Genomic DNA, 26,325 nt, shown 5'->3' on the forward strand with positions numbered 1-26,325 from the left:
CCTTTGAAAATCAGGCGGCTTTGACGTCGCGCGTACCAAGCGCGAGGATGGAGGCTGCGAGCTTGGCGATCTCATGACGTAATGGGTTTTTGGCGGCTGATTGGGCGAGCGGTATGCCGTGATCCGCGCCTTGCGTGATGGGTTTGCCCCCATCCGGCATTTGCAGATCAATTGAAATGTCCAGACTTTCCGCCATCCGCTTGATCCGGCTTTTACCGGACAGATCGGTGAATTTGGGCGCTTTGTTCATCACATAGCGCAGTTTTTCGACGGGCAGGTCTTCGGATTGCAGCGCGCGTTTGAAGCGCAGCGCGTTTTGAGCCGAGCGCATGTCCATGTCCAGGGTCGCAAAATAGACATGCGCTGCACTCAGCACCGTTTCGGACCACGTCACAAGCGTGGAGGGCATATCAACGACCACATAGTCAAAATGCCGGCGCGCCATATCCAGAATCCGGCTCACATCCTGCGCGGACATCAGATCAAGCGGCAGCATATCCGCCGGGGCGGTCAAGACCTCGAGCCGGTCCTGAAAGGTCATCAAACACTGGCCGAAAATCTCGTCATCCATATTTTCCGTGTCGGCCAGCATGTCATAGACCGCTTCGCGACGCGGCAGATCCAGATAGGTGGCAACTGCGCCGTATTGCAGGTCGAAATCGATCAGGCAGACGCGTGGTGCGTCTGTCTTGTCGTGGTTTGCAAGTTCCCAGGCGAGGTTCACCGCAAGGGTCGTGGCCCCGGTTCCGCCCGCCAGCCCATGTACGACGATCACGGCCCCTTCCTTTTGTGCACCAGCATGCAACGCGGGGGTATTGGCGCTCGCCTGCACTGTTTGATCGGCGGCGCGCACACGTTCAATTGCCTCGGCCAGTTCGTTTTCGGGCAGGGGGTAGGGCACAAATTCATCCGCGCCTTTCCTCAGCAGCGTATGCAGCGCGGCGGGTGTCACGTCTTCGGCAATCAGGATCACCTTGATTCCACGTATTTTCGCCTCTGCGATGATGTCGCCGATATGGGTGAGGTTTTCCTCATCGGTTTCGTCAATCGCAAGAGCGATGAACCCCAGCGCCTGCGCCTCGGGTTGGGCAAAGAACGCCAGCGCTTCGCCAAAGCCAAGGTCGCCCCAGTTTTCACCAAGGGCGAGTTCCATGTCTTCGATCAGCAGATCAAAGTTCTGGACATCGCGGCTGACCGTACAAGCGACGATCGGTGCGATCTGCGAATTTGGCGGTGTGCTGGTCATTGCCTCGTCTTCCTTCGTGTTCCGCAGCGGATCAAACAAGGATGGCGCATCATCAGCGCCCTGCGTTACCTCTTTGACGCCAGCGCTCGGCTGATTGTGCCGAACCTGCGTGTCCCCTCGCAGAACATCGCAGTGAACTTGGGCATTATTAGGGCTGAATCCGCCCAATTGTTGGGTTTGCCGACACAATGGCGCATGTCATGTCGAATTGTTGGAGCGGCCCGGGCCAACAAAAAAGGCAGAGCATGGCTGCTCTGCCTTGTGTTTCTGCGGCGGATTGGGGGCGTTATTGTGCGTCGGCCTGCTGCACATTTGAAGTCTGCACGCTGCTGCCGACGTATTCGCGGTAGATCACTTGCGCGAACTTTCCATCCAGCGTGCCATCGCAGTGCACACGGTATACCCGGCGCTGCAGCGTGCTTTCCGGGTCAAGCACCACGAGCGGGTCGCGCCCCTGAGCACCGGCCTTGCCCACGCCTGCATTGTTTGTACGACAGGTTTGCGACAGTTGATTGTGCAGCGTCGCGTTACCGAATTCACCTGTGTCAACCTGTGCGCCAGCCTCGCGGTAAAATTGACCGACCCCTGTGTCCGGGGCGCAGGCGGTGAGCGCAGCCAGCCCGGTCAGAATGAGAAAAGCACGTGCGGGTGTGGTGAGAGAAACAACCATCTGATCAATCCATCACGTAGCCATAAGACCCGCTGAAGTCTTGCTTGGCCACTTCGCCCGCAGAACCGCGCGCATTCAGGGTTTCGATCGTGCGCCCGTTCAGGAACAGATCCTTTTCGCTTGGTGGCCTGATCCGGTCCGTGGGCAAGGCAAGGGCTTCGCCACGGGTCGGGGTCACCAGATGCGCGGTTATGATTATCACCAGTTCGGTCTGGTTGCGCATGTAATCCGTGCTGCGGAACAGGGCGCCAAGGATCGGCACATCGCTGATCCAGGGCACCTGTGTGATGTTGTCGTTAAAATTGTCCTCAAGCAGCCCGGCAATCGCAAAGCTTTCACCATCGCGCATCTCGACCGTGGTTGACGCTTCGCGGCGGATAAACGCATCCACGGTGAAACCGTCACCGACGCTGATCCCGTTTGAGGGGTCAATCGACGAGGTTGCCGCCGAGAGTTGCAGGTTGATCAGATCGCCGTCCACAACGCGGGGGACAAAGTTCAATTCGATCCCGAAAGGTTTGAAATCAACGCTGATGCCATCTTCGCTTTGCACCGGGACGGGGTATTCGCCACCTGCAAGGAAATTCGCCTCTTGCCCGGAAAGCGACACAAGATTGGGTTCGGCCAGTGTGCGCACGGCCCCCTTGGTTTCCAGCGCTTCCAACAACAGTTGTACCTGCGTCGATCCAAGGCCGAAGTCAAAGAACACCGCGCCCTGCGCTGAATCTGCGGCGAGGTTCGGAATGCCGCCGATGCCGCGCCCGATCCCTGCCTGAGCGTCGCTGCCGCCGATCCGCAAGGAACTTTGCAATTGTTTGGAAACACCGCGGCTCATCTCGGCAAAACGCACCTTAAGCATCACCTGCTGCACACCGCCTACCGTCATCAGGTTTGAAACCCGATCCGGTGCATAGCGCGCTGCCAGTTCAAGCGCTTTTGACAGCCGTTGGCTGCTCGATACCTGTCCCGACAGAACGATGCCGTCATTGGCGGTGCGCACTTCGATCGCTTCACCGGGCAGAATCTGGCGCAGGCGTTCCTTGAACTCGGTCAGATCGGGGGCAACCCGCACCTCCACATTGGTGATCAGCTGCCCGGCCGCATCCAGAAGAGTCAGCGTCGTGATGCCCGGCACCTTGCCAAGCACATAGATGCTGCGATCCGACAGCGACGAGATATCGGCAATACCGGGGTTTGCGATGCTGAGCTCTGCGAAAGGAATTTCGCTTTCAACCACAACCGCCCGGTTTTGCGACACATTCAGCGTCTCGCTGGTCTCTCTTGCAATGATCCGCAGGGCTTCGGCCTGCGCGCTCAAAGGTGCCGTAAAGGCAATAGGACTCACGCTGATCGCCAGCCCGAGAAGGGCTGCTTTCAATATTCCATTGGTTTTCATGTGACCTGCCTTTTTTGATCACGCCTCGGTTTCGGGTCTTTTCGCCCGTCTTTGAGACACTCTGCGCAGGTTTTGGTTTTTTTGCAAGAATCAACGGGTTCTGCGGTGCTCCTTATGTGGATAAACGGCAACACGCAAAACGGGAATAGGCGCAACCTATGCGATTGCGCCTGTGTAAACTCATGGTTTTGTTCAGTTTGTACAGGGGATCGGGATCGCCACAACTTCTGAGCCGCGTCTGGTGCGGATGGAGCATACGCGCGCTGCGGGCGCGGCGATCACGGGGGCGGCCTGTTGCAATCCCAGCAGGGAGACCTGATTGACCTTGATCTCATCCAGTTCCTCATCATCCCCCACCCCGACAAGGGACAGTGACAGGTTGCCGGTGGATTGGGCCTGCGCCAGCGCTGCGACCTGTTCTGGCGTTGCGGCGACCGTCACGGTGCGGGCAATGCGCGCGCCATTCATCTGGTCGTCGATCTGGTCAACCGCGATCAAGCGCACGGCGGTCTGGATCAGCTTGGTGACGTCTTCGCGCCCATTGCCGGTTTGCACGCCGCCGGTCCAATAGACATCCACCTTGTCCCCGGGCCGCAAGAAGCCCGACACACCGCTTGCCACATCAACCCGGATCGCAAAGGCACGCATGCCCTTTTCGAGCCGCGTGGTCAGCCCGATATCTTCGCCGGGTTCGGTGATCTTGACCGCGAGCACCGCTTCACTCGGCTCCATCGGGCGGATGATCAGGCGTGGTTCATCCGTCCCTTCGGGGAAGAGCGCTGCGATATCGGTGAAGACCCCTTGAGGAATGGCGTTGACCGGCCAGTTGACCGCGCGCACATCCTCGGGTTTCAAGGTGTCGCCATACCGCAGGTGCCTTGTGGCGACGAATACCTGTTGCGTGGGCACAATGGCGCTGTGCATCTGCTGCGCGCGCGCCAGTTCCGCCTGATACTGGCCAATATAGCCCTTGGCCATATATACCGCGCCACCGGCAAGGGCGACGCCCGCCAGAAGAACCATTCCGAATATCACTCGCATCCTGTCACCTCGTTTTGCCGATACGCCTTCGCGCGTCGTCGCCTTGGTATTGAGGGTGCTGGTGAAATATGGCCATTTCGCGGTTTTCGTGCGGTATCTCAATGGTTTGTTGCGCGCATACCCCATAATACGGTGCGGATCCGCGATGGTTCACGCCGCACCGTCAATCTTGTATCATGCCGCCAGCGGCCGCCTGCGGGTCCTGCGCTTCGAGGTATCTTTGTGTCAGAAAACTAAGGCTGGTGGCGTCGCTGCGCAGTTCCACAATGAAAGCGATGCAAAAACCGGCAACGGCAGCGGTCAGGACCACCCAGTCCGCTGATACTGCGCCATTTTCCCTGGACATGAATTTATTCAACTTGGCCAGCATCACACCACCCCGTGCCCCCTGCATAGCAGCCTTTGAAAAGAAGGGGGCCGCAGTCTGCGTGCAGATTGCGGCCCCCCTATGGATATAGACGGTTGGGGCTTTTACTCCGTTGTCGTCGTGGCGGGTGTTGTCGCGCTTGGTGTCGTTGTGGCTGGTGTCGTGGTCGCCGGTGTTGTTGTACCACCGCCAACGACGCCCTGAATGTTGCCGCCCGCGGCAAGTGCCGGGTCCTGCGCACCAAGGAACGTGCTGGTCTTGCCGGTCAGTTCTGTCGCGCCCGTCTGGATCGAGCTATACGCCGCAACAGCCAGACCAACGACAGCAGCCGTCAACACGACCCAGTCGACCGTGACGGCACCGTCTTCGTCCGTGCGGAATTTATTGAAAGATTTCATCATGCCTTGTCCCTCCAAAGGATCACTTGATTAAACGTACGCACCTTGTCGATTTCAGTGACCGTTTGCGTATCTTGATCGGCCCGACTTGGTATGCGGACATATAGCTGCGTGAATAAGGCATCATTTTGACGCTGATTGTGACTTTTGCGTATCTATTGAGGAAGTGTCGTGTTCATTTCCAAGGTATTGAATCTAATTTGAAAAACTATCCGGACTCGATCTTGTACCGGCGGATGCTGTTTTGAGCGGGGCAAAATCGCCGTGATCTGAGCCTCGATTTCTGGTCAGGGGCTGCCTGATCTGAAATACTTCCCCCAAAACAAGACCAAGAATACCGAGAGCAGAGATCATGCGCATTCGTTTCCCACTGCCATTTTTGGCGGCGTTATTCATGGGCTGTGTTGCAGCGGCTGACACCCCTGCGGCTTTCCCTGACTTCAGTGCCAAGCGCATCGGTGTGCCCAAAGCCGGTGAAAGACCCCGGATCGTGCAGATTGATCCCGAAGAACAAGCGCGCTTGCTGGCCCGTGTTGCCCAGCCGCCAGCCCTGCGGGACGTGGTCCTTCTGGAAGATTTGCAAATCGGGGCCTACAGTTGGTTCTGGTCGCGCATTTCCCCGCAACTGCGCGATTCCGGTCCGGGGCGATTGCACGAAGCGATCAGTGTGATGGGCCGTGAAGGCAGCATTGCACAGCCGAGATTGCAGCATCTGCAGGAAATCGCGCGTCACAACAGCGCCACAATTCTGCGCGCGACCGTGGGGACGCGTGTGTCGCCCGCTCTCGTGCTGGCGGTGATTTCGGTGGAATCTGCCGGCAATCCGGGAGCGGTTAGCAAGGCAGGCGCCGCAGGTCTGATGCAGCTGATGCCCGCCACGGCAGAACGCTTCGGGGTCGAGGATCCATTGTCAGCGCAGCAGAACATCCAAGGCGGCGTGCGCTACCTCGACTGGCTGATGGAGAGGTTTGATGGCGACCCGATCATGGTGCTTGCCGGGTATAACGCGGGCGAGGGGGCTGTGGCCAAACATGACGGCGTGCCACCGTTTCCCGAAACGCGCGACTATGTGCCCAAGGTTCTTGCGGCGTTTCAGGTGGCAAGGGGCTTATGCCTCACCCCGCCCGAACTCGTGTCGGACGGATGTGTTTTTGCCGGGCTGAACGAGCGCGGCGGATGAGGTGCCCGAGGTAGCACGTATCGTGCAACGCGACGGCCTGCCTCAAAGCGGTATCAGACGATTGTCGCCTCGGTCGCGGCGCGCAGGTCTTCTTCGCTGACGCCATCCGCCGTCTCGACGATTTTTAAACCACCCTCGACCACGTCAAGCACGCCGAGATTCGTGATGATCCGATCCACGACATTTTTGCCCGTCAACGGCAAGGTACATTCGCGCAGCAGCTTGCTGTCGCCGTGTTTCGAGGTGTGATCCATCACCACGACAACGCGCCCGACGCCCGCTACAAGGTCCATCGCGCCGCCCATACCCTTGACCAGCTTGCCCGGAATCATCCAGTTCGCCAGATCGCCGTTTTCGGCCACTTCCATTGCCCCGAGGATCGCCATCGCAATCTTGCCGCCCCGGATCATGCCGAAGGACTGGGCGCTGTCGAAATAGGCGGTCTGCGGCAGTTCCGTGATGGTCTGTTTGCCCGCGTTGATGAGGTCCGCATCCTCGGTACCCTCGATGGGGAAAGGGCCCATGCCCAGCATGCCGTTTTCCGACTGCAGCGTCACTTCGATGCCGTCGGGGATGTAATTGCTGACCAGCGTCGGGATGCCGATCCCGAGGTTGACATACCAGCCGTCTTCAAGTTCTTGCGCCGCACGCGCCGCCATCTGGTTTCGATCCCAAGGCATAAAAGTCCTATCCTATTCGGTGACCGACGCGCCTGCCGGCACATCAATTGTTACAAAGCTGCCCGCAGCCCCACGGCCGAGGTGCAGTGTTCCTTCCAGACCTTCAATCAGGCCGCAGACGATCCGCCCGCCAACGGTGGCGCTGGAGGGCCATTCCATCGAGCGCGGTATGCCGATCCCATCGTCGGATACAATTAGGCGCAGACCGCCCGCGCTCAATTGCGACATCCGGATTTCCACAAGACCCGTGTCCATGCGTTCAAACGCATGCTGAAACGCATTGGTCAGCAGTTCCGACACCACAAGACCTACACGCGTCGCCACCTCGATGGAGACCTCAAGCGGTTCGATCTGCATATTCATGCGGATGCCGGGGCGGCCTTCCGTATGGGCAATCGCACTGGCCAGCCGGGAGACGAAACTGCCCATCTGAACCGCGTCGCGATTTGCGTGCTGATCCGCCAGCTTCATCTCTTCATAAAGGAGTTCCAGCGTCTCGACGCGCCGCTTCAGGGCCGCGAAATCATCCGGAACCGAGGTTGCTGCCGACTGGTTCCGGATCATCGTAATGATCATGGACAGATCGGATTGAACCCGGTTTTGCACTTCCATCAGATGGTCATGCACTTTTTCCGCGTTCGGATCCCGCTCTCCGTTGCGCAACTCTTTCTGAATGCCGATGAAGTATTCGGTCCTGCCCTGTGCGTCCATGATCGGCGATACAATCAGCCGGTTCATGAAAGGCGCACCATTGGCTTTGTAGTTCAGAATATCGACCGTCACATTCTGATCGAGTTCGATTGCATGGCGCAGGACATCCACAGCCGCCTTATCCGTATCTTCACCTTGCAGGAAGCGGCAATTACGCCCCACGATCGCACTATGGGAATAGCCGGTGGTCCGCACGAAAGCTTCGTTCGCATAGACGATGGGATTGTCGTCGAGGTTCGGGTTGGTCATCACCATCGCCACCTGAGAGCGGGAAAACCCGCCGAAGTCTTTCTCCGATGGTGTCCCCGCCGCATGCGTCGCATCGCTGCGCGTTTTCGTATTCGTATCTGCCATACCCTGCGCCTTACGCGGCCCTTGTGGTGCGCTGTTCAATGCGTTTTTCGTGTTCGCCCTGTATCAGGCGATGCACATAGATGCCGGGCAGGTGGATGCTGTCGGGATCAAGGCTGCCAGTTGGCACGATCTCTTCAACCTCAACCACGCAGATTTTTCCGCACATCGCGGCGGGCGGGTTGAAGTTGCGCGCGGTTTTTCTGAACACCAGGTTGCCGGTCGCATCCGCCTTCCACGCTTTTACGATGGACAGATCCGCAACAATGCCGCGTTCGAGGATGTAGGTCTCTCCATCGAAATCCTTGTGCTCCTTGCCGTCGGCAATCACCGTGCCGACGCCGGTTTTTGTGTAAAATCCGGGTATGCCGCAGCCGCCCGCGCGCATCCGTTCGGCCAAAGTCCCTTGCGGGTTGAATTCCAGCTCCAATTCGCCCGACAGGTACTGGCGCATGAATTCCGCATTCTCGCCGACATAGGAGGAGATCATTTTCTTGACCTGCCGTGTCTGCAGCAAAATGCCGATGCCGAAATCATCAACACCGGCGTTATTGGAGGCAAAGGTCAGGTCCTTGGTGCCAGCATCGCGGATCGCAGAGAGCAGCAATTCGGGGATGCCACATAACCCAAAGCCCCCCGCCGCGATGAGCATGCCGTCGTGCAAAACTCCCTCAAGCGCCTCAGAGGCCGATCCGTACACTTTATTCATCGTGCTTCCTTACTTCTACTCTGCGAACCGGAAGCCGATGACAAATTTGTGGTGTATTGCCACAGCGCAGGCCGGTGTTGCCCACGTTTTATTTCACGCATGCGCGTAGCACAAGATATTAACACGGCCTGGGGCGCACGCCGTTCAAACGTCCGTTACTCCTTGGCTTTTTTTGCCGGTGCCTTTTTCTTTGCAGCCGTCTTTTTGGGCGCGGCCTTTTTTGTCGCAGTCTTTTTGGCGGCTGCCTTCTTGGGGGCCGCCTTGCGCCGCTTCTTGCCTTTCGAGGCGGCTTTTTCGTCGATCAGCGCGATGGCGGCTTCCATGGTCAGCTCGGCAGGGTCGCTGTCCTTGGGCAGGGTGGCGTTTATCTTGTCCCATTTCACGTAGGGTCCGTATTTGCCCTCCATGATCGCGACGGGGCCGCCCTCTTCGGGGTGTTCACCAAGGTCACGCAGCGTTTTCGCAGCGCCACCGCGCCTGCCACGGGATGCGACTTTTTCCGCCAGAAGCTGCACCGCGCGGTTCATGCCGACGGTAAAGACCTCCTCGATGCTCTCGAGATTGGCATTTGTGCCCCCCCGGTCAGAGGTCGATGGCGCGTGTTTGAGGTAGGGCCCATAGCGACCGATATTGGCCCAGACCATGATCCCATCCTCGGGGTGGGGCCCGATTTCGCGTGGCAGTGACAGCAGTTTGAGCGCCTGCGGGAGATCGACATCCTCCGGCGGCCAGTCTTTCGGGATGGACTGGCGCGGTGGTTTCTTGTTGTCCTCGGTGACTTCACCGCGCTGCACATAGGGGCCGAAACGTCCCTTGAAGGCATAAATCTTGTCGTCGCCGTCCTCGCCCAGCAGCTTGCCTTCGGGTGGGATGCCACTGTCATCCTCTTCGCCGGGCGGACCAAAGGCGCGGGTATATCGGCATTCGGGGTAATTCGAGCAACCGATGAAAGCACCGCCGGAACGGGCCGTGCGCATGCTCAGTCGCCCCGCGCCGCAGTTTGGACACAGGCGCGGATCGCTTCCGTCTTCATTCGGCGGAAACAGATGCGGTTCCAGCACCTCGTTGATTTTTTCCAGCACCTCGGTGATGCGCAGATCTGCCGTTTCGGCAATCGCTGCGGAGAAATCGCGCCAGAACCGCCCCAAAACCTCCTTGTAATCGGCATTTCCTGCGCTGACCGTGTCGAGCTGATCCTCAAGGTCGGCAGTGAAGTCGTATCCGATGTATTTGCGGAAATAATTGCTCAGGAAGGCGGTAACGAGACGCCCCTTATCCTCCGGGATCAGGCGGTTCTTGTCCTTTCGAACGTATTCACGGTCCTGAATCGTCGTGACCACGGAAGCATAGGTGGAGGGGCGACCAATGCCCAATTCTTCCATGCGTTTGACCAGCGTGGCTTCGGTATATCTGGGCGGTGGCTGGGTGAAATGCTGCTCCGGGGTGACGGTGCGTTTGTCCAGCCGGTCGCCCTGATCAATCTGTGGCAGGCGTTTGTCGTCGTCATCCACCACCGCCACATCGTCGCGGCCTTCTTCGTAGACGCGCAGGAAACCGTCGAACAACATGACCTGACCGGTCGCCCTGAGGCCAACCTGGCCGTCTTCGCTCGCGATCTCGGCGGTCGTGCGTTCCATCCGGGCGGCTTCCATCTGGCAGGCGAGGGTACGCTTCCAGATCAGATCATAGAGTTTGCGTTGATCCGCATCCGTGGTCTTGAGGTCCTCGGCCTTGGTCATCATGTCCGTGGGGCGGACACATTCATGCGCTTCCTGCGCGTTCTTGGCCTTGTTCTTGTAGATACGCGGTTTTTCGGGCACGTATTTCGACCCGTAGAGCGTTTTGATCGCATCGCGCGCGGCCGTGACCGCTTCGGGCGCCATGTCGATGCCATCGGTCCGCATGTAGGTAATGTAGCCGGCCTCATAAAGCCGCTGCGCGGTGCTCATTGTCTGGCGCGCACCCATGCCGAACTTGCGGCTTGCTTCCTGTTGCAGCGTCGATGTCATGAAGGGGGCCGAGGGGTTTCGGTTCGCCGGTTTTGCCTCAACCGATTTGACGCTCAGATCGCGGCTGGTGATGGCCTGCACGGCCAACTCGGCCTGCGTCTGGTTTTCGATGTCGAAGCGGTCCAGTTTCTTGCCCGCCAGAACGGTCAGCTTGGCTTCGAACTCCTGACCCCGCGGCGTGGCCAGCAGTGCCTTGACGGACCAGTATTCGCGCGCGCGGAACGCTTCGATTTCCATCTCGCGCTCAACGATCAGGCGCAGGGTCACCGATTGCACGCGGCCTGCGGACTTTGCGCCGGGCAGCTTGCGCCACAACACGGGGCTGAGGTTGAACCCGACCAGATAGTCCAGCGCCCGCCGCGCAAGGTATGCCTCAACCAGCGGCATATCCACCTGACGCGGGTTCTGCATCGCTTCTGTCACGGCCGCCTTTGTGATCGCGTTAAAGACCACGCGGCTGACGGGGGTATCCTTTTTGATGGATTTGCGTTTTGTCAGCGCTTCCTGAAGGTGCCAACTGATCGCTTCGCCCTCGCGGTCGGGGTCGGTTGCGAGGATCAGGGCGTTATCCTCCTTCAGTGCATCCGCGATAGCCTTGACGTGTTTGCGGCTGTCATAGCCCACTTCCCAAAGCATCTCGAAATCCGCATCGGGATTGACCGAGCCGTCTTTCGGGGGCAGATCGCGCACGTGGCCGTAGGAGGCCAGCACCGTATAATCGTCGCCCAGGTACGCATTGATTGTCTTGGCTTTCGCAGGGGATTCGACGACAACAACCGGCATGTACTGAAGCACCTCTGATCAAAAATATCTTGTGTCTATGGCCGTGAGACAGGTGGTGCGCAAGTCATTATTTTCAATGGTAAGCTGATTTCAGCGCGGTTTTATCTTGCGGGAGTGAGGCCGCCGGGCAACAGCTTTGGCCCCCGTGAGGCGGGGTTGAAAAAACCGCACGAAGCGCGCGATTGACCTGCGCTGCCGCCTGTCTCGCGCCGCGCCGGTGGGTGCGGGCGCAAGCGGTGACGCGGTGCCCTGATAATGGGTCAGGCGCGCGACAGCATACCGCCTGCCTCACGCTTAATTTGGCCATCCAACTCCAGATCAAGCAGCGCGGGCGCTGCCTCTGACGCGCTGACGGCCAAATCGCGAATCAACTGATCCTCGGGCACCGGGGCAGGGCTCAGTTTCGAGAGAATTTGACGGTGCAACGCAGCCGCCTGTTTCAATGTGGTTTTGATTTTGGTGGGGCGGGCGGTTTCCTTCGGGCGGGCGGTTGCGGATGCGGGCAAGGGCAGTTCAGGGGCGTCTTTGTGCATCGGGCTGAGCGCTTCGATCACATCCGCTGCGGAACGGATGAGCGTCGCACCATCCCGGATCAGTTGATTGCACCCCGCCGCACGGGCGTCAAACGGGTTGCCCGGCACGGCCAGAACATCCCGCCCCTGATCCAATGCATCGCGCGCGGTGATCAGGCTGCCGGATTTCGCGGCGGCTTCGACCACGACCGTGGCCTGGCTGAGGCCGGCGATGATTCGATTGCGGCTGGGAAAATGCCGCGCCATGGGTTGCAGGCCCATGGGCTGTTCGGAGATGCGCAACCCATGCTCGGCCATGGACAGCGCCAGTTCGGTGTTTTCCGCCGGGTAGATCACGTCGACACCGCCGGCCTGTACCGCGATCGTGCCGGTCTCCAGTGCTGCGTTGTGGGCTGCCGCATCAACTCCGCGCGCAAGACCGGATACGACCGTGTAGCCCGCAGCGCCAAGGTCCCGCGCCAGCGCGCGCGCCATACGCGTGCCCAGCGACGACGCGTTGCGCGCTCCAACGAGGGACACCATCGGTTTTTTCAATAATTCAACGTCGCCGATCACCCATAAAAAGGGCGGCGCATCCTCAAGCTCGTTCAAAAGGTCAGGGTAGGCGTCGGTGCCTTGCATCACGAGGCGCGCCTGCGCGGCATGCGCCTTGTTCAGTTCCGCCTGCACGACCGCTTCGGGGCAAATCTCATATTTCTCTACGCCGGCGGCACGCGCTACCTCAGGTAGCGCGGCCAGCGCGTTCTGCGCAGTGCCGTGTTCAGTCAGCAGTCGTTTATACGTCGTTATGCCAACCCGGCGGGATCGCAACAGACGGAGCCTGGAAAACTGTTCATCTTCCGAGGTGGGTGGGAGTGGGGGGTGAGTGGAAGAAGGATTGTGGTCCCTGTCAGTCATCCGTGGCTCCGTCCGTTGCAGAATCAGGTTTAAGCCGACTTGGTTAACAACGGATGAACGAAATGCCTTGTATTCAGCACTAATTTTGTGCGCTGTTTTACGCCGCAGACCCTCCGACTGTCAGGCCGCCGATCATCAGGGTCGGCTGGCCCACACCGACCGGCACCCACTGGCCCGCCTTGCCACAATTGCCCATGCCGGGATCAAGCGACATGTCGTTGCCTATGGCCCGGATGTGTTTCAATGCGGTTGCACCGTCCCCGATCAGGGTTGCGCCCTTTACCGGCGCGCCGACCTTGCCGTCTTGAACGCGGTAGGCCTCGGTGCAGGAGAAGACGAACTTTCCATTCGTGATATCCACCTGACCGCCGCCAAACCCCACAGCATAGATGCCATCCTTGAGGTCTGAGACGATATCAGCCGGCGCGGCATCCCCCCCCAGCATATAGGTATTGGTCATACGGGGCATCGGCGCATGGGCATAGCTTTCGCGGCGACCGTTGCCGGTGGGGGCAACACCCATCAGGCGCGCGTTCTGGCGATCCTGCATATAGCCGACCAGAATGCCGTCTTCGATCAGGGTATTTTTGCCCGACGGCGTGCCTTCGTCATCCACGGTGATCGACCCGCGCCGATCCGGGATCGTGCCGTCATCCAGCACCGTAACGCCCTTGCTGGCGATTTGCTGACCCATCAATCCGGCAAAAGCCGATGACCCCTTGCGGTTGAAATCCCCCTCAAGCCCGTGACCGATGGCTTCATGCAGCAAGATACCCGGCCAGCCAGGGCCAAGCACCACATCCATCACACCCGCAGGCGCGGCGACGGCTTCAAGGTTGACGCAGGCCACCCGCAGGGCCTCTCGCGCCTTGGCCTGCCAATCCGCCGGATCGAGCAATCCGTCCAGCCCGACGCGCCCGCCACCGCCTGCTGACCCTGCCTCGCGCCGCCCGTTTTCCTCAACGATCACGGACACATTCACGCGCGTCATCGGCCGCACATCCCGGACAGAATAGCCATCGGGGCGCAGGATTTCGATTTCCTGCAGGCTTGCGGCAACCGTGGCGGAGACCTGCACCACACGGGCATCAAGACCGCGCGCATAGGCATCGATTTCGCGCAGCGTTTCCACCTTTACCGGGAATTCGGCGCCGGCAATCGGATCTCGGTCCGTATAGAGCCGCTTGTTCGTCGCGGCGGGCGCATCCGCCCAGGTCCCGCCGCCATCACCGACCGCCAGTTGCGCGGTCTGCGCCGCCCGTTGTAACGCGGCCTCGGTCATCTCGGTGGAATGGGCATAGCCTGCGACCTCGCCGCGCACGGCGCGCAGCCCGAATCCTTCGGAGGCGTCATAGCTTGCGGTCTTGAGGCGCCCATCGTCAAAAACCAGCGACTCAGAGCGGCGGCGTTCCAGAAAAAGCTCGCCATCATCCGCGCCATCCGTGGCCGTTTTGAGGACCCGCAGGGCGGCGTCCCGATCCAGAGCGTCCTCAAAAGGAGAAAAGGCATTTGCTGTCATGAAAGGCTCCGTCCGGGGTTGTGAATTGCAAGAACTGCGTCGGAAATTCGCAGCATGAAGTCTTTATCTTGTGTACAGAATATGATTGTAAGGATGAAGATTACAACGGGCAGGACGGTGCGCACACCTTTACCCTGCCCACAATGCGCAACATGATCCCACGATCAGTTCAAGATCAGGACGGCAAATGACACGACTATTTTCAATGGCAGCACTGGCGGCTGCATCAACGGCGACGGCTGCTTGGGCACAAGAGGGCCTTGAGATCATCGGAACGCCTGTGGACGGCGCGGTTGGTTTTCAGCCCGCAGCGACAGAGCTTGCAACCGATCTGCAGTGGCTGGATGGGATGATTCTGGTGATCATCACGATCATTACGCTTTTCGTGACCGCCCTGCTGGCGTGGGTGGCCATCCGCTACAACGCCAAACGCAACCCTGAGGCGGCGAGTTTTACCCACCACACCCCGGTTGAGATCGCATGGACTGTCGTGCCGATCGTGATTCTTGTTTTCATCGGGGCGTTTTCGCTGCCGATCCTGTTCAAACAACAGGAAATCCCCGAGGCTGACCTGACGATCAAGGTGACCGGCTACCAGTGGTACTGGGGCTATGAGTATGTCGACGAAGGGTTCGAATTCGAAAGCTACATGCTGGGCTCGCCCGCGACGCTTGACGAAAACGCCCGTCCTGACGATGCAAATGTGACACCCTTCGTGCTGGATGAGCATATGGAAGCCAAACTCATCGACGCGGGATACAGCCGTGATGAGTTCCTGTTGGCGACAGATACGTCCGTTGTCGTGCCCGTCGGTGCAACCGTCGTTATGCAGGTCACCGCGGCGGATGTGATCCACGCATGGACCATCCCGTCCTTTGGCGTAAAGCAGGACGCGGTGCCCGGTCGTCTGGCGGAGCTCTGGTTCAACGCGGAGCGTGAAGGCATCTATTTCGGCCAGTGTTCCGAACTGTGCGGTTTCTACCATGCCTATATGCCGATCACGGTCAAAGTCGTATCTGAAGAGGCATATGCCGAATGGCTTGCGGACGCGCGCGAGGAATATGCCGGTATCCCACGCGACCGGGTCCTGGCGTCCAACTGATGCACGTGGGGTGGGGTTCGCAGATGCTTCCCTTTGGCTTTGGAGACCGTGAGGCGCGCAAATGGCTGACGTAGGATATACATCTTCCCCGGCGGCGAAGGAATATGAAGCGCAGCTTGGCGACTATTTCGCGTTGCTCAAGCCGCGCGTCATGTCGCTGGTGGTCTTCACTGCGCTTGTCGGCTTGCAGGCCGCGCCTGTGTCTGTGCACCCTGTCATCGGCTTTGCATCAATCCTGTTTGTGGCCATCGGTGCAGGGGCGTCCGGCGCGCTGAATATGTGGTGGGATGCGGATATTGACGCTGTGATGCGCCGCACGGCCAACCGCCCGATCCCTGCTGGCCGCGTCCAGCCGGGCGAAGCGCTGAACCTTGGCGCTGCCTTGTCGGGCCTTTCGATCATGATGCTGGCGCTGACGGCCAATTTTCTGGCGGCGGGGCTGCTGGCCTTCACGATATTCTTTTACGCGGTGATCTATTCCATGTGGCTGAAACGCTGGACACCTCAGAACATAGTGATCGGTGGTGCCGCGGGGGCCTTTCCGCCGGTCATCGGCTGGGTCATCGCCACGGGGAGCCTGTCGATTGAGGCGTGGTTGATGTTTGCGCTGATCTTCATGTGGACGCCGCCGCATTTCTGGGCGCTGGCGCTGTTCATGAAGTCTGATTACGACGACGCCGGTGTCCCGATGCTGACGGTGACCCATGGGCGCAAGAAAACCCGCGCGCATATCATCGCCTATACCGTGCTGCTTGCCGTGCTTGCGGTCGGGACGGGCTTCAGCGCGATCGGCGGGCCGGTCTATCTTGCGGCGGCGCTGGTTCTGAATGCACTGTTCCTCAAGGGCGCAATCGACATCTGGCGGCGCGATGAAGACACTGCCATCGCGGATGAATACCGGGTTGAGAAAAAGTTCTTCCGGCTGTCGCTGTGGTACTTGTTCGCGCATTTCGGGGCCATCCTGCTGGAATCGGCGCTGCGCCCCTTTGGTTTGGGAGGCTGGTAAAACATGGCCATTCGCGCTGAACATGAAATCCATTCGCGCCGCAAAGGGCGCAATGTGGGCGTCGGCCTGATGCTGGCCGGATTTGTCGTGCTTGTTCTGGCAATCACCTTTGCCAAGGTCACGAGCGATGATTTTGTTGTGCCAGATGCATCGGAGGTATCTAACTGATGGCCCTGAGAGGACCCGCAAAAACCGTAGCGCAAACCGTCAGCGTCGTGATTTTCATGGGCGCGCTGGCTTGGGCGTCGGTGCCGCTTTATGACTGGTTTTGCCGGGTGACCGGTTTCGGGGGCGTGACGGGTGTGTCCGATGTCGCGCCCGAGGATATCCTCGATCAAACCATCACCATTCGGTTTGACGGGTCGCTGAACAACCATATGCCGTGGGAATTCAAACCTGTCGTGCGCGAGATGGACGTGCGCATCGGCGAATCCGGTCTGGCATTCTATGAGGCGTATAATCCGACCGACAGGCCCGTCGCCGGCTCGGCAAGCTACAATGTGACCCCCTATCAGGCCGGTGGGTTTTTCAACAAGATCCAGTGCTTCTGCTTTGAAGAGCAGGTTCTGCAACCCGGGGAGCGGGTGCAGATGCCCGTGACCTTCTATGTCGATCCGGAAATCGTGGACGACCGGGATGGCAAGCATGTCCACACGATCACGCTGTCATACACATTTTACGAAATCGACCTGCCCGAAGAATATGCCGACGCGCAGGACATCGAAGAAAATTCAGACACAAGTCTGAACTGACCAACATAAGGTAAGGGACGAAACCATGGCGCATGAAAAGAACCATGACTATCACATTTTAAACCCCTCGATCTGGCCGCTGCTTGGCTCTGTCGGGGCATTTTTCATGCTCTTTGGCGCTGTGCTGTGGATGCAGGGGCAGTTTCCGTGGATGTTCCTGATGGGCTTTGTCGCCGTGCTCTACGTGATGTTCGGGTGGTGGTCCGAGGTGGTCGCGGAAAGCAAAATGGGGGATCACACGCCGGTCGTGCGGATCGGGCTGCGGTATGGCTTCATCCTCTTCATCATGTCCGAGGTGATGTTCTTTGCCGCGTGGTTCTGGTCGTTCTTCAAACACGCCATCTACCCGATGAGCGGATATGCAGGCACCGAATATGTTCAGCCGGAAATCTACCATGTGGATGCGTTCCACCTGCCGCTGATCAACACGCTGGTCCTGCTTTTGTCGGGCTGTGCGGTCACATGGGCGCACCACGCGCTGGTGCATGAGAACAACCGCCGCGATTTGATCTGGGGTCTTGCGATCTCGATCATCCTCGGGGTTTTGTTCACCTTCCTGCAGGCCTACGAATACTCTTACCTGCTCTACAAGGGCTGGGAGTTTGGCGGCGACAAGTTCTTCTCGAACTTCTTCATGGCCACCGGCTTCCACGGGCTGCATGTCATCATCGGCACGATTTTCCTGACCGTCTGTCTGGTGCGTGCCATCAAGGGGCATTTCACCCCCGAGAAACATGTCGGCTTTGAGGCGGCGGCCTGGTACTGGCACTTTGTTGACGTGGTCTGGTTGTTCCTCTTCTTCGCCGTCTACATCTACGGGGTCAGCGTGATGCCCGGCGCGCACTAGGCGTTCCTTCAGGGTTTGAAATCAAAGCGCGCGTTTTTTCGCGCGCTTTTCTTTGGGAAAGGCAGCACCGAATGGGCCGGTTGGTGTTTCTGGTGGTTATAGGGCTGGGCGGGGCGGCAATCCTGATCAGCCTTGGCGTTTGGCAAGTGCAGCGTCTGGCGTGGAAAGAAGGCGTGATCGCTCAAATCAACAGCCGCATTGCGGCCGAACCGGTGGCGCTGCCGATGCAGTTGGACCCGACACGCGACGCCTATCTGCCCGTGCGGGTGACGGGCACGTTGCGCGCGGATTATATCAGGGTGCTTGTGTCCAAAAAGGACGTCGGTGCGGGCTACCGGATCATCCGACCACTGTTGCACCCCGACGGTGACATCCTGATCGACCTCGGCTTTGTGACGACCGAAAACGCCGCCGGTCTCAAGTTCGAGGAAGGCCCGCCGCTGAACATCGTGGGCAACCTGCAATGGCCGCAGGAAGTCGACGGATTTACCCCGGAACCTGATCTTGCGCGCAATATCTGGTTTGCCCGCGACGTTGATGCCATGGCGGCAGCGCTCGGGACGCGGCCGATCCTCGTGGTGCGCCGGGATGCGCCGCAACTCGGGGGGCCTTTGTCGCCAATGCCTGTGGACACGCGCGCGATTCCGAACGATCACTTGCAATATGCGGTAACGTGGTTTTCCCTTGCGGCAATCTGGTCCCTGATGACTTTCTTCTTTCTCCGCCGGAAATCCGGCGCAATCAAAAGCTGAACGATATGCAGTATATCTCGACCCGTGGCACGGCCCCTGTGCTGAATTTCGAAGAGGCGATGTTGAGCGGCCTTGCCCGTGACGGCGGCCTCTATGTGCCCCAGACGATCCCGCAGCTGTCGGCCGAAGCCATCAGCGCGATGGAGGGTCAGCCTTATGAGGAGATCGCCTACAGGGTGATGCGCCCCTTTGTCGGGGAGGTGTTCACGGACACGGAGTTCCGCGAGATCATCGCGCGCGCTTATGCGGTCTTTGGCCATGATGCACGCGCGCCCTTGAAACAGCTGGATCAGGGTCATTTCCTGCTGGAGCTGTTTCACGGGCCGACGCTGGCCTTCAAGGATTTTGCGATGCAGTTGATCGGTCAGATGTTCCAGACCGCATTGGGGCGCAAGAACGAACGCGTGACGATTGTGGGGGCCACATCCGGTGACACCGGCTCCGCTGCAATCGAGGCCTTCCGGGGTCTGAGCAACGTGGATGTGTTCATCATGTATCCCCATGGCCGCATTTCAGAGGTCCAGCGCCGCCAGATGACTACACCGGGCGAAAGCAATGTGCATGCGCTCGCCGTGGATGGTGATTTTGACGACTGTCAGGCGCGTCTGAAGGACATGTTCAATGATTTCGAATTCCGCGATACCGTGCGCCTTGCCGGGGTGAATTCGATCAACTGGGGCCGGGTGCTTGCGCAGGTGGTCTATTACTTTTCAGCCGCCGTTGCGCTTGGCGCGCCGCACCGCCAGATCAGCTTTACCGTGCCCACCGGAAATTTCGGGGACGTCTTTGCCGGCTATATCGCCAAGCGGATGGGCTTGCCGATTGACAAGCTGGTGGTGGCCACCAATCAGAACGATATTCTGCACCGGTGCTTGAGCGGGCAGGGCTATCACAAGGGCGAAACCGTGCCCTCGATCAGCCCGTCGATGGACATTCAGGTCAGTTCAAACTTTGAACGCGCGCTCTTTGACGCCTATGACCGTGAGGCACCCGCCATCGTCCAGCTGATGGATGAGTTGAAGGCCGGCGGCTTTGACGTCAGCCAGGGAGCGATGCAGGTCCTGCAATCGCATTATGCGTCCGGTCGCGCCTCCGAAGAGGAAACGTCGGCGACCATCACGCGCGCGCTGAAACACAGCGGAGAGTTGCTGTGCCCGCATTCTGCCATTGGCGTCAAGGTCGCCGAAGAGCAGCGCGTAATCGGCACGCCCATGGTCACGCTGGCAACCGCCCATCCGGCCAAATTCCCCGCAGCCGTCGAGGCGGCATCCGGCGTACACCCGCCCTTGCCTGCGCGCATGGCGGACCTGTATGACCGCACCGAAAGGGTGACTCGCGTGCCAAACGATCTGGCCGCCCTCAAAGACCACATAAAAGGGCACATCTGAGCGTGACATTGAACCAACACCGCCTGCCGAATGGCTTTCGCATTGTAACGGAACATATGCCGGGGCTTGCCTCTGCCTCGATCGGCGTCTGGGTCACGGCGGGGGCACGTCATGAAACGCCGCAACAAAACGGCATCGCCCATTTTCTGGAACATATGGCGTTCAAGGGTACGACGCAGCGCACAGCCTTGCAGATCGCGGAAAGCATCGAGGATGTGGGCGGCTACATCAACGCCTATACCAGCCGGGAGGTGACGGCCTATTACGCGCGGGTGTTGCAAAACGATGTCCCGCTGGCACTGGATGTGATTGCGGATATTCTGCTCAATCCCACGCTGGAAGAGGCCGAGATCGAAGTCGAGCGTGGTGTTATCCTGCAGGAAATCGGCCAGTCGCTGGACACGCCGGACGATGTGATTTTCGACTGGCTTCAGGAAGAAGCCTATCCAAACCACCCCATGGGGCGCACCATTCTGGGACCGAGCGAGCGGGTATCGCAGTTTTCAAGGAATGATCTGCAGCAGTTCATCGCTCAGCACTACGGACCCGAACAGATGATCCTGTCGGCGGCTGGCGCTGTGGATCACGATGAGATCGTGCGCCTCGCGGAGCAGCTTTTCGGCAGCATGCAGGCCAAACCGATGTTTGATGTGGATGCCGCGCAGTTTCTGGGCGGTGAGCGTCGCCAGAGCAAAGCGCTCGAGCAGGCGCATTTTGCGCTGGCCTTTGAAAGCCCCGGCTACCGGGATGATTGCATCTATACGGCGCAGATTTACGCCTCTGCACTGGGGGGCGGCATGTCGAGCCGCCTGTTTCAGGAAATCCGCGAAAACCGTGGCCTGTGCTATTCGATCTTTGCACAAGCCGGGGCCTATGCCGACACCGGTATGACGACGATCTATGCCGGAACCAGTGCCGAGCAGTTGGGTCAACTGGCGGAGATCACAATCGACGAGATAAAACGCGCCGTGGATGACATGTCTCCCGCCGAAGTGGCCCGTGCGCGCGCGCAGATGAAAGCGGGTCTGCTGATGGGGCTGGAAAGCCCCTCCAACCGCGCAGAACGGCTGGCGCGTCTGGTGCAGATCTGGGACCGGGTGCCGCCACTGGATGAAACAGTGGCGATGATCGACGCGGTGACCACCGGGGACGTGCGTGAATTTGCCCAAAGAATTGCGCAAAGTGCACCGGCGGCCCTCGCGCTTTACGGGCCGGTTGACGGCGCGCCGACGCTGGCGGCTCTGCAGGAGCGCCGTGCAGCGTGATACTTCGCGGTCGTCGCAAACTCAGGATCGAGACGGAGCGGATGACATTGCGCCCGCCGGTCCATTCGGATTTCCGCGCGTGGTCGCACCTGCGTGCGCAAAGCATGGATTACCTCACCCCGTGGGAGCCGAACTGGGCCGATGATCACCTGAGCCGCAAGGCCTTTACCAACCGCGTCTACTGGGCGCAGCGGTCGGTCACGGGGGGCTCCGCCTTGCCGCTCTTCCTGATCCGCAGGCAGGATGAGCAACTGCTGGGCGCGATCACGCTTGATAATATCCGACGTGGCCCGGCACAGGCCGGCACCTTGGGCTATTGGACGGGCGAGCCCTTTGCCCGGCAGGGATTCATGCGCGAAGCGATCACGGCGCTGGTGCATTATGCCTTTACGCGCCTTGACCTCAGCCGGATCGAAGCCGCCTGCCTGCCTGAAAACAAGGCGTCGCGCGGGCTCTTGGAAACCTCGGGGTTCAAATACGAGGGCGTTGCTCAAAGCTATCTGCAAATCGACGGCCGCTGGCGCACCCATGTGCTTTATGCGGCGCTGCGCTCTGACCGGCGGGGCAAGACCAACGTGTCGTGAACGCGACATCTGCCCGCCATTTGAGCGGATCACTGTCAAACATCGCGAATTTCTGCGCCCCACGGTCTGGAATTTCACGGCACTGTGCTAGTCTTTAGGCCTAGCGGAGGGGATATGACATGATATTGCGAAGTCTTTTTATCTTCATCTTGTCGGCCGGAATAGGGCAGGCACAAAGCCTTGAACGCACGCCGAGCCATTGTTTGGCGCTGGCCGAAGGTACACCGGGCGTCGAATACATCGTGCCCGCCAGCCTTGGCCCTGTCGATGAAGAGACGGTGCGCATCCACTATATCCACCACGCGAGCTTTCTTATCCGCAGCCACGGCGGGCTGAATATGGTTACCGATTACACAGGCTATACCGGCACGCTGCCGCTGATCCCTGATGTGGTCACCATGAACCATGCCCATTCCACGCATTGGACGGCAAACCCCGATCCCGCGATCCCCCATGTGCTGCCCGGCTGGGGCCCCTTTGGCGAAGGCATCGTGCACAACCTGGATCTCGGGGAGGTTCTGGTGCGCAATGTCTCGACAGATATACGCTCCTCCTTTGCGGGAGTGGAGCCGAAAGGCAATTCGATTTTTGTCTTTGAGCTGGCGGGGTTATGTGTTGGGCATCTGGGGCATCTGCACCATGAACCGGATGCGGAACAATATGCCGCGCTGGGGCGGGTCGATATCGTGATGGCGCCGGTGGATGGGGGCTATACGCTTGATCTTGCGACGATGACGCGCGTGTTGAAACGGCTCAGGTCCTCTGTCGTGATCCCGATGCATTGGTTTTCGCTGTTTGCGCTGGATGATTTTCTGCAAGGCATGTCCGATGAATTCCAGATCGTGGAGGTCGGTGGCCCCTCGCTGGAAATGTCACTGGACCGGCTGCCGTCACGCCCCACGGTGATGGTGCTGCGCCCTGCCTTCCTGAGCGAAAACTAGCGCGCCCTTGCATCCGGCGGCCCGGCAAGGGATCAAGGCGCATGATGCATAATTCAGCCGATTCCGCGTTTCGACAGACGCTTCTGGAGCAGTTGCCAGCCGAGGTGCTGCGCGACGCTGAATCGCGCTACCGCGAGGAGCCGCGTGGCCGGTGGCAGGGCAAGGTGGGGGTGCTCGCGGCCCCGCGTTCCACCCAAGAGGTGGCGCATCTGGTGCGGCTGGCCGCGGATGCGCGTGTGCCCATCCTCCCCTATGGCGGCGGTACGGGACTGGTGGGCGGTCAGGTCATGCCGGAGGGTCCTGCGCCGCTCATGATCTCGTTGGAGCGGATGAACAGCATTCGCGCGGTTTATCCGCAGGAAAATGTTCTGATCTGTGACGCAGGCGCGATCCTTGCGGATGTCCAGCAGGCCGCTGCAGATGCGGGGCGGCTTTTCCCGCTGTCGCTGGCAGCACAGGGCAGCGCGCGGATCGGCGGTAATCTGGCGACGAATGCCGGTGGCACCGGGGTCTTGCGCTATGGCAACGCGCGGGACTTGTGTCTGGGGCTGGAGGCTGTTCTGCCCGACGGGCAAATCTGGCACGGGCTGAAACGGTTGCGCAAGGACAACAGCGGCTATGACTTGCGGCATCTGCTGATCGGTTCCGAAGGGACGCTGGGGATCATCACGGCGGCTGCGTTGAAGCTCAGCCCGCAACCGGCCCATATGGGCACGGCGGTCCTGGTCGTGTCATCGCCACAGGCCGCATTGTCGCTGCTCGCCCTTGCGCGCGCGCAACTCGGGGAATTGGTCAGCGCCTTCGAGCTGATCAGCGGGCAGGGCCTGGCCTTTTTACGCGAAACGCTGCCCGATGTGCGCCAGCCCTTTGACACAGCCCCTGCGTGGTCTGTCCTGATCGAAGTGGGCCTTGTGCACGGGCTTGATCCGCAGAAGTCACTGGAAACACTCTTTGCCGCCGCCATGCAGGCGGGACTCGTCGAGGACGGCATCGTGGCCCAAAGCCATCAACAAGCCGCTGAATTCTGGTCGGTGCGCGAGCATATTCCACAGGCGAACAAGCGCATCGGTTCCATCTCATCCCATGATATTTCGCTTCCCTTGGGGGTCTTGCCGGAATTCATTGAACGGGGGGACAAGCTGGTTCAGGCGTTGGGCGATTTCCGCATCAATTGCTTCGGCCATGTGGGGGACGGCAACCTGCACTACAACGTGTTTCCGGCCAAGGGCCGCAGTGTTGCCGATCACGCCAACCAGCGCATGGAAGTGCAGCGTGTGGTCCATGACCTCGTGCATGCGTTCGGCGGCTCGGTCAGCGCGGAGCATGGGGTGGGGCGGTTGAAGGTGGACGATCTGGAACGTTATGGCGACCCGGCCAAACTGGCGGCGATGCGCGCGATCAAGGCGGCGCTTGATCCGCTGGGGATCATGAACCCGGGCGCGGTTCTCAAAACAGTGCCGAGTGCGGTGCAACAGACATAACATGTCCGTGGGTGCGGTTGTCTGTCGGCACATGCGTACTGATCTCATGCACAGGATCACCGTCATGAAAAGAGAGGTCAGGTATGGCATTGACACGCAGACAGGTTTTATGGGGCATCGCGGCTTTACCCGTCGCAGGCTGGGCGATCAGCAGCCGTCGCGCGGACGCCGGGGCAGGCAAAGTATATTCTGAGGGTGGTATTGCGGTAGATGGCAGCGACGTGGTCGCTTATTTCACCGATGGTGTGCCAACCAAGGGCCGCACGGACCTCACCCATGACTGGATGGGCGTCACATGGCGCTTTGCCAGTGAAGAGAACCGCGATGTCTTTGCGGCCGATCCGACTGCCTATGCCCCGCAATACGGCGGCTTTTGCGCCTATGCGGTCAGCAAAGGCTACACCGCTTCTACCGTGCCGGAGGCGTGGAAGATCGTGGATGGCAAATTGTACCTCAACTTTTCACGCCGCATTCAACGCAAATGGGAACGTGACGTCGCGGGCAACATCGCTGCGGGGGATGCAAACTGGCCAACGCTTGTGGGTTGATCACAGCCCCTCATAGGCGCAGAGCGCGTTGACCTCCACGCCCATGGCCTCAAGGCGCGCGCGCCCGCCAAGATCGGGCAGATCAATGATAAAGGAGGTGGAGATGATCTCCCCTCCCAACCGCTCGATAAGCTTGATGCCCGCTTCGGCAGTGCCGCCTGTGGCGAGCAGATCATCGACCACCAGCACCTTTTCGCCCGGTTGGATGGCGTCATCGTGGATTTCGACAATCGCCTCGCCATATTCCAGCGTATAGGCTTCGCTGATGGTTTTGCCCGGCAGCTTGCCTTTCTTGCGGATTGGGACGAACCCCTTGGACAACTGGTGCGCGATGGCGCCGCCGAGGATGAACCCGCGTGCCTCCAGCCCCACAACCTTATCAATCTGCAAGCCCGCATAGGGGTGCAACATCTGGTCAATCGCGATGCGAAACCCGCGTGGATCTGCGAAAAGCGTGGTCACATCGCGAAACATGATCCCCTCGTGGGGGAAATCGACGATGGTGCGGATGTAGTCTTGTACGGTTTTCATAATGTCTCTCAGGGTTATGTGGCGCGGCGCAGGGTTGCGGTCAGCACGCCCATGCCAATCAGGGTGGCGCCGCCTGCGCGGGTGATCCACGTCAGGACGGAGGGTCTGGCGATGACACGGCGCAAACGATCCGCCAGAAGCGCATAGGCCAGTGCGTTCAGGGCAGCAAGCGTGACAAAAGTTGCGATCAGGATCGCGAATTGCGGCAAGAGTGCTGCGTCAGGCCGGATGAACTGCGGTACAAAGGCGATGAAAAAGGCGATGGATTTCGGGTTGAGCGCTGTCACCATGGCCGTGTGACCAAAGACACCATTCGCGGTCACATCGCGTGCAGGGGTCAAACCGTCCGTGGGGGCAGAGCGGATCAGCTTGATGCCGAGCCAGACCAGATAGGCGGCACCGACCCATTTGAGAACCGTAAAGGCCGTCGCAGAGGCCAGCAGGAGCGCGCCAAGGCCCAGCAAAGATGCAGTCATCGCAATAAGGTCGCCGAAAGCAACGCCGGCTGCCGAGGCCACGGCGACCGAGCGCCCTTTGGACAGCGCATAGCTGAGCACCAAAAGCACAGTCGGGCCAGGGATCAGCAGGAGCGCGGTGGAGGCTGCAACAAAGGTCAGCCAGAGGTCGAGAGGCATTTC

Annotated in this window: 27 protein-coding genes; 13 read left to right on the plus strand and 14 right to left on the minus strand. The window is 59.7% G+C overall.

What is annotated here, in order from left to right; genetic code table 11:
• Positions 1–10: 10 nt before the first annotated feature.
• The 6 genes from RD1_RS09795 to RD1_RS09820 all read right to left on the minus strand — a co-directional run bounded on the left by RD1_RS09795 (position 11) and on the right by RD1_RS09820 (position 5,121).
• Positions 11–1,246, minus strand: a complete 1,236-nt coding sequence (locus RD1_RS09795; protein WP_011568332.1) for an AAA family ATPase — start codon at positions 1,244–1,246, stop codon at positions 11–13.
• 286 nt (positions 1,247–1,532) lie between these two features.
• Positions 1,533–1,916 carry a hypothetical protein gene (locus RD1_RS09800; protein WP_011568333.1) on the minus strand — a complete coding sequence of 128 codons (384 nt, stop codon included), beginning with the start codon at positions 1,914–1,916 and terminating at the stop codon, positions 1,533–1,535.
• Between the two features lie 4 nt (positions 1,917–1,920).
• Positions 1,921–3,312: a type II and III secretion system protein family protein gene (locus RD1_RS09805; protein ID WP_011568334.1), complete on the minus strand. Its 1,392-nt coding sequence runs from the start codon at positions 3,310–3,312 to the stop codon at positions 1,921–1,923.
• Positions 3,313–3,504: 192 nt separating this feature from the next.
• Positions 3,505–4,353 carry a Flp pilus assembly protein CpaB gene (gene cpaB / locus RD1_RS09810; protein ID WP_011568336.1) on the minus strand — a complete coding sequence of 283 codons (849 nt, stop codon included), beginning with the start codon at positions 4,351–4,353 and terminating at the stop codon, positions 3,505–3,507.
• Positions 4,354–4,516: 163 nt separating this feature from the next.
• Positions 4,517–4,723 (minus strand): hypothetical protein, encoded by a 207-nt coding sequence (locus RD1_RS09815; RefSeq protein WP_044033410.1) that lies wholly within the window; start codon positions 4,721–4,723, stop codon positions 4,517–4,519.
• 101 nt (positions 4,724–4,824) lie between these two features.
• On the minus strand, positions 4,825–5,121 hold the full coding sequence (locus RD1_RS09820) for a hypothetical protein (RefSeq protein WP_011568339.1): 297 nt from the start codon (positions 5,119–5,121) through the stop codon (positions 4,825–4,827).
• Between the two features lie 349 nt (positions 5,122–5,470).
• Between RD1_RS09820 and RD1_RS09825 the strand changes: the two genes are divergently transcribed.
• Positions 5,471–6,298, plus strand: a complete 828-nt coding sequence (locus RD1_RS09825; protein ID WP_011568340.1) for a lytic transglycosylase domain-containing protein — start codon at positions 5,471–5,473, stop codon at positions 6,296–6,298.
• A gap of 53 nt (positions 6,299–6,351) precedes the next feature.
• Here the strand turns inward: RD1_RS09825 and RD1_RS09830 are convergent, their stop codons facing one another.
• From RD1_RS09830 to tldD, 6 genes are all read right to left on the minus strand, one after another.
• Positions 6,352–6,978 carry a 3-oxoacid CoA-transferase subunit B gene (locus RD1_RS09830; protein ID WP_011568341.1) on the minus strand — a complete coding sequence of 209 codons (627 nt, stop codon included), beginning with the start codon at positions 6,976–6,978 and terminating at the stop codon, positions 6,352–6,354.
• Positions 6,979–6,990: 12 nt separating this feature from the next.
• On the minus strand, positions 6,991–8,043 hold the full coding sequence (locus RD1_RS09835; protein WP_011568342.1) for a PAS domain-containing protein: 1,053 nt from the start codon (positions 8,041–8,043) through the stop codon (positions 6,991–6,993).
• Positions 8,044–8,053: 10 nt separating this feature from the next.
• Positions 8,054–8,749 (minus strand): CoA transferase subunit A, encoded by a 696-nt coding sequence (locus RD1_RS09840; protein WP_011568343.1) that lies wholly within the window; start codon positions 8,747–8,749, stop codon positions 8,054–8,056.
• Positions 8,750–8,904: 155 nt separating this feature from the next.
• Complete coding sequence (gene topA, locus RD1_RS09845; protein WP_011568344.1) at positions 8,905–11,541, minus strand: type I DNA topoisomerase; 2,637 nt, start codon at positions 11,539–11,541, stop codon at positions 8,905–8,907.
• Between the two features lie 260 nt (positions 11,542–11,801).
• Positions 11,802–12,971 (minus strand): DNA-processing protein DprA, encoded by a 1,170-nt coding sequence (gene dprA, locus RD1_RS09850; protein ID WP_011568345.1) that lies wholly within the window; start codon positions 12,969–12,971, stop codon positions 11,802–11,804.
• 97 nt (positions 12,972–13,068) lie between these two features.
• Positions 13,069–14,490: a metalloprotease TldD gene (tldD, locus tag RD1_RS09855; protein WP_011568346.1), complete on the minus strand. Its 1,422-nt coding sequence runs from the start codon at positions 14,488–14,490 to the stop codon at positions 13,069–13,071.
• A 187-nt stretch (positions 14,491–14,677) separates the two neighbouring features.
• On the opposite strand from tldD, the gene coxB reads away from it, so the two are divergent.
• From coxB to RD1_RS09915, 12 genes are all read left to right on the plus strand, one after another.
• Complete coding sequence (gene coxB, locus RD1_RS09860) at positions 14,678–15,592, plus strand: cytochrome c oxidase subunit II (protein WP_011568348.1); 915 nt, start codon at positions 14,678–14,680, stop codon at positions 15,590–15,592.
• A 61-nt stretch (positions 15,593–15,653) separates the two neighbouring features.
• Positions 15,654–16,598: a heme o synthase gene (cyoE, locus tag RD1_RS09865; RefSeq protein ID WP_011568349.1), complete on the plus strand. Its 945-nt coding sequence runs from the start codon at positions 15,654–15,656 to the stop codon at positions 16,596–16,598.
• 3 nt (positions 16,599–16,601) lie between these two features.
• Positions 16,602–16,766 (plus strand): hypothetical protein, encoded by a 165-nt coding sequence (locus RD1_RS09870; protein ID WP_011568350.1) that lies wholly within the window; start codon positions 16,602–16,604, stop codon positions 16,764–16,766.
• The gene (locus RD1_RS09875; protein WP_011568351.1) at positions 16,766–17,350 is read left to right on the plus strand and encodes a cytochrome c oxidase assembly protein; all 585 of its coding nucleotides are present in this window, start codon (positions 16,766–16,768) and stop codon (positions 17,348–17,350) included. The genes RD1_RS09870 and RD1_RS09875 overlap by 1 nt, the downstream gene beginning before the upstream one ends.
• Positions 17,351–17,375: 25 nt before the next feature.
• A complete protein-coding gene (locus RD1_RS09880) occupies positions 17,376–18,197 on the plus strand; it encodes a cytochrome c oxidase subunit 3 (RefSeq protein ID WP_011568352.1) in 822 nt (273 codons plus the stop codon).
• 71 nt (positions 18,198–18,268) lie between these two features.
• Positions 18,269–18,949, plus strand: a complete 681-nt coding sequence (locus RD1_RS09885; protein ID WP_011568353.1) for an SURF1 family protein — start codon at positions 18,269–18,271, stop codon at positions 18,947–18,949.
• A gap of 5 nt (positions 18,950–18,954) precedes the next feature.
• Positions 18,955–20,337 (plus strand): threonine synthase, encoded by a 1,383-nt coding sequence (gene thrC, locus RD1_RS09890; RefSeq protein WP_011568354.1) that lies wholly within the window; start codon positions 18,955–18,957, stop codon positions 20,335–20,337.
• A 2-nt stretch (positions 20,338–20,339) separates the two neighbouring features.
• Entirely contained in the window at positions 20,340–21,602 is a 1,263-nt protein-coding gene (locus RD1_RS09895; protein ID WP_011568355.1) for a M16 family metallopeptidase, read from the plus strand.
• Positions 21,602–22,186, plus strand: coding sequence for a GNAT family N-acetyltransferase (locus RD1_RS09900; protein ID WP_044033411.1), 585 nt, complete (start codon positions 21,602–21,604; stop codon positions 22,184–22,186). Before RD1_RS09895 ends, RD1_RS09900 begins: the two co-directional genes overlap by 1 nt.
• Positions 22,187–22,305: 119 nt before the next feature.
• Positions 22,306–23,127: an MBL fold metallo-hydrolase gene (locus RD1_RS09905; protein WP_011568357.1), complete on the plus strand. Its 822-nt coding sequence runs from the start codon at positions 22,306–22,308 to the stop codon at positions 23,125–23,127.
• A 41-nt stretch (positions 23,128–23,168) separates the two neighbouring features.
• Positions 23,169–24,608: an FAD-binding oxidoreductase gene (locus RD1_RS09910; RefSeq protein ID WP_044033064.1), complete on the plus strand. Its 1,440-nt coding sequence runs from the start codon at positions 23,169–23,171 to the stop codon at positions 24,606–24,608.
• Between the two features lie 83 nt (positions 24,609–24,691).
• Complete coding sequence (locus tag RD1_RS09915) at positions 24,692–25,156, plus strand: YHS domain-containing (seleno)protein (protein ID WP_011568359.1); 465 nt, start codon at positions 24,692–24,694, stop codon at positions 25,154–25,156.
• Here RD1_RS09915 and RD1_RS09920 read toward each other — a convergent pair whose 3' ends face one another.
• A complete protein-coding gene (locus RD1_RS09920; protein WP_011568360.1) occupies positions 25,157–25,687 on the minus strand; it encodes an adenine phosphoribosyltransferase in 531 nt (176 codons plus the stop codon).
• Positions 25,688–25,701: 14 nt separating this feature from the next.
• Positions 25,702–26,322 carry a LysE family translocator gene (locus RD1_RS09925; RefSeq protein ID WP_011568361.1) on the minus strand — a complete coding sequence of 207 codons (621 nt, stop codon included), beginning with the start codon at positions 26,320–26,322 and terminating at the stop codon, positions 25,702–25,704.
• Positions 26,323–26,325 lie beyond the last annotated feature (3 nt).

The sequence above is a fragment of the Roseobacter denitrificans OCh 114 genome, from assembly GCF_000014045.1.
In the GTDB taxonomy this organism is placed as follows: Bacteria; Pseudomonadota; Alphaproteobacteria; order Rhodobacterales; family Rhodobacteraceae; genus Roseobacter; species Roseobacter denitrificans.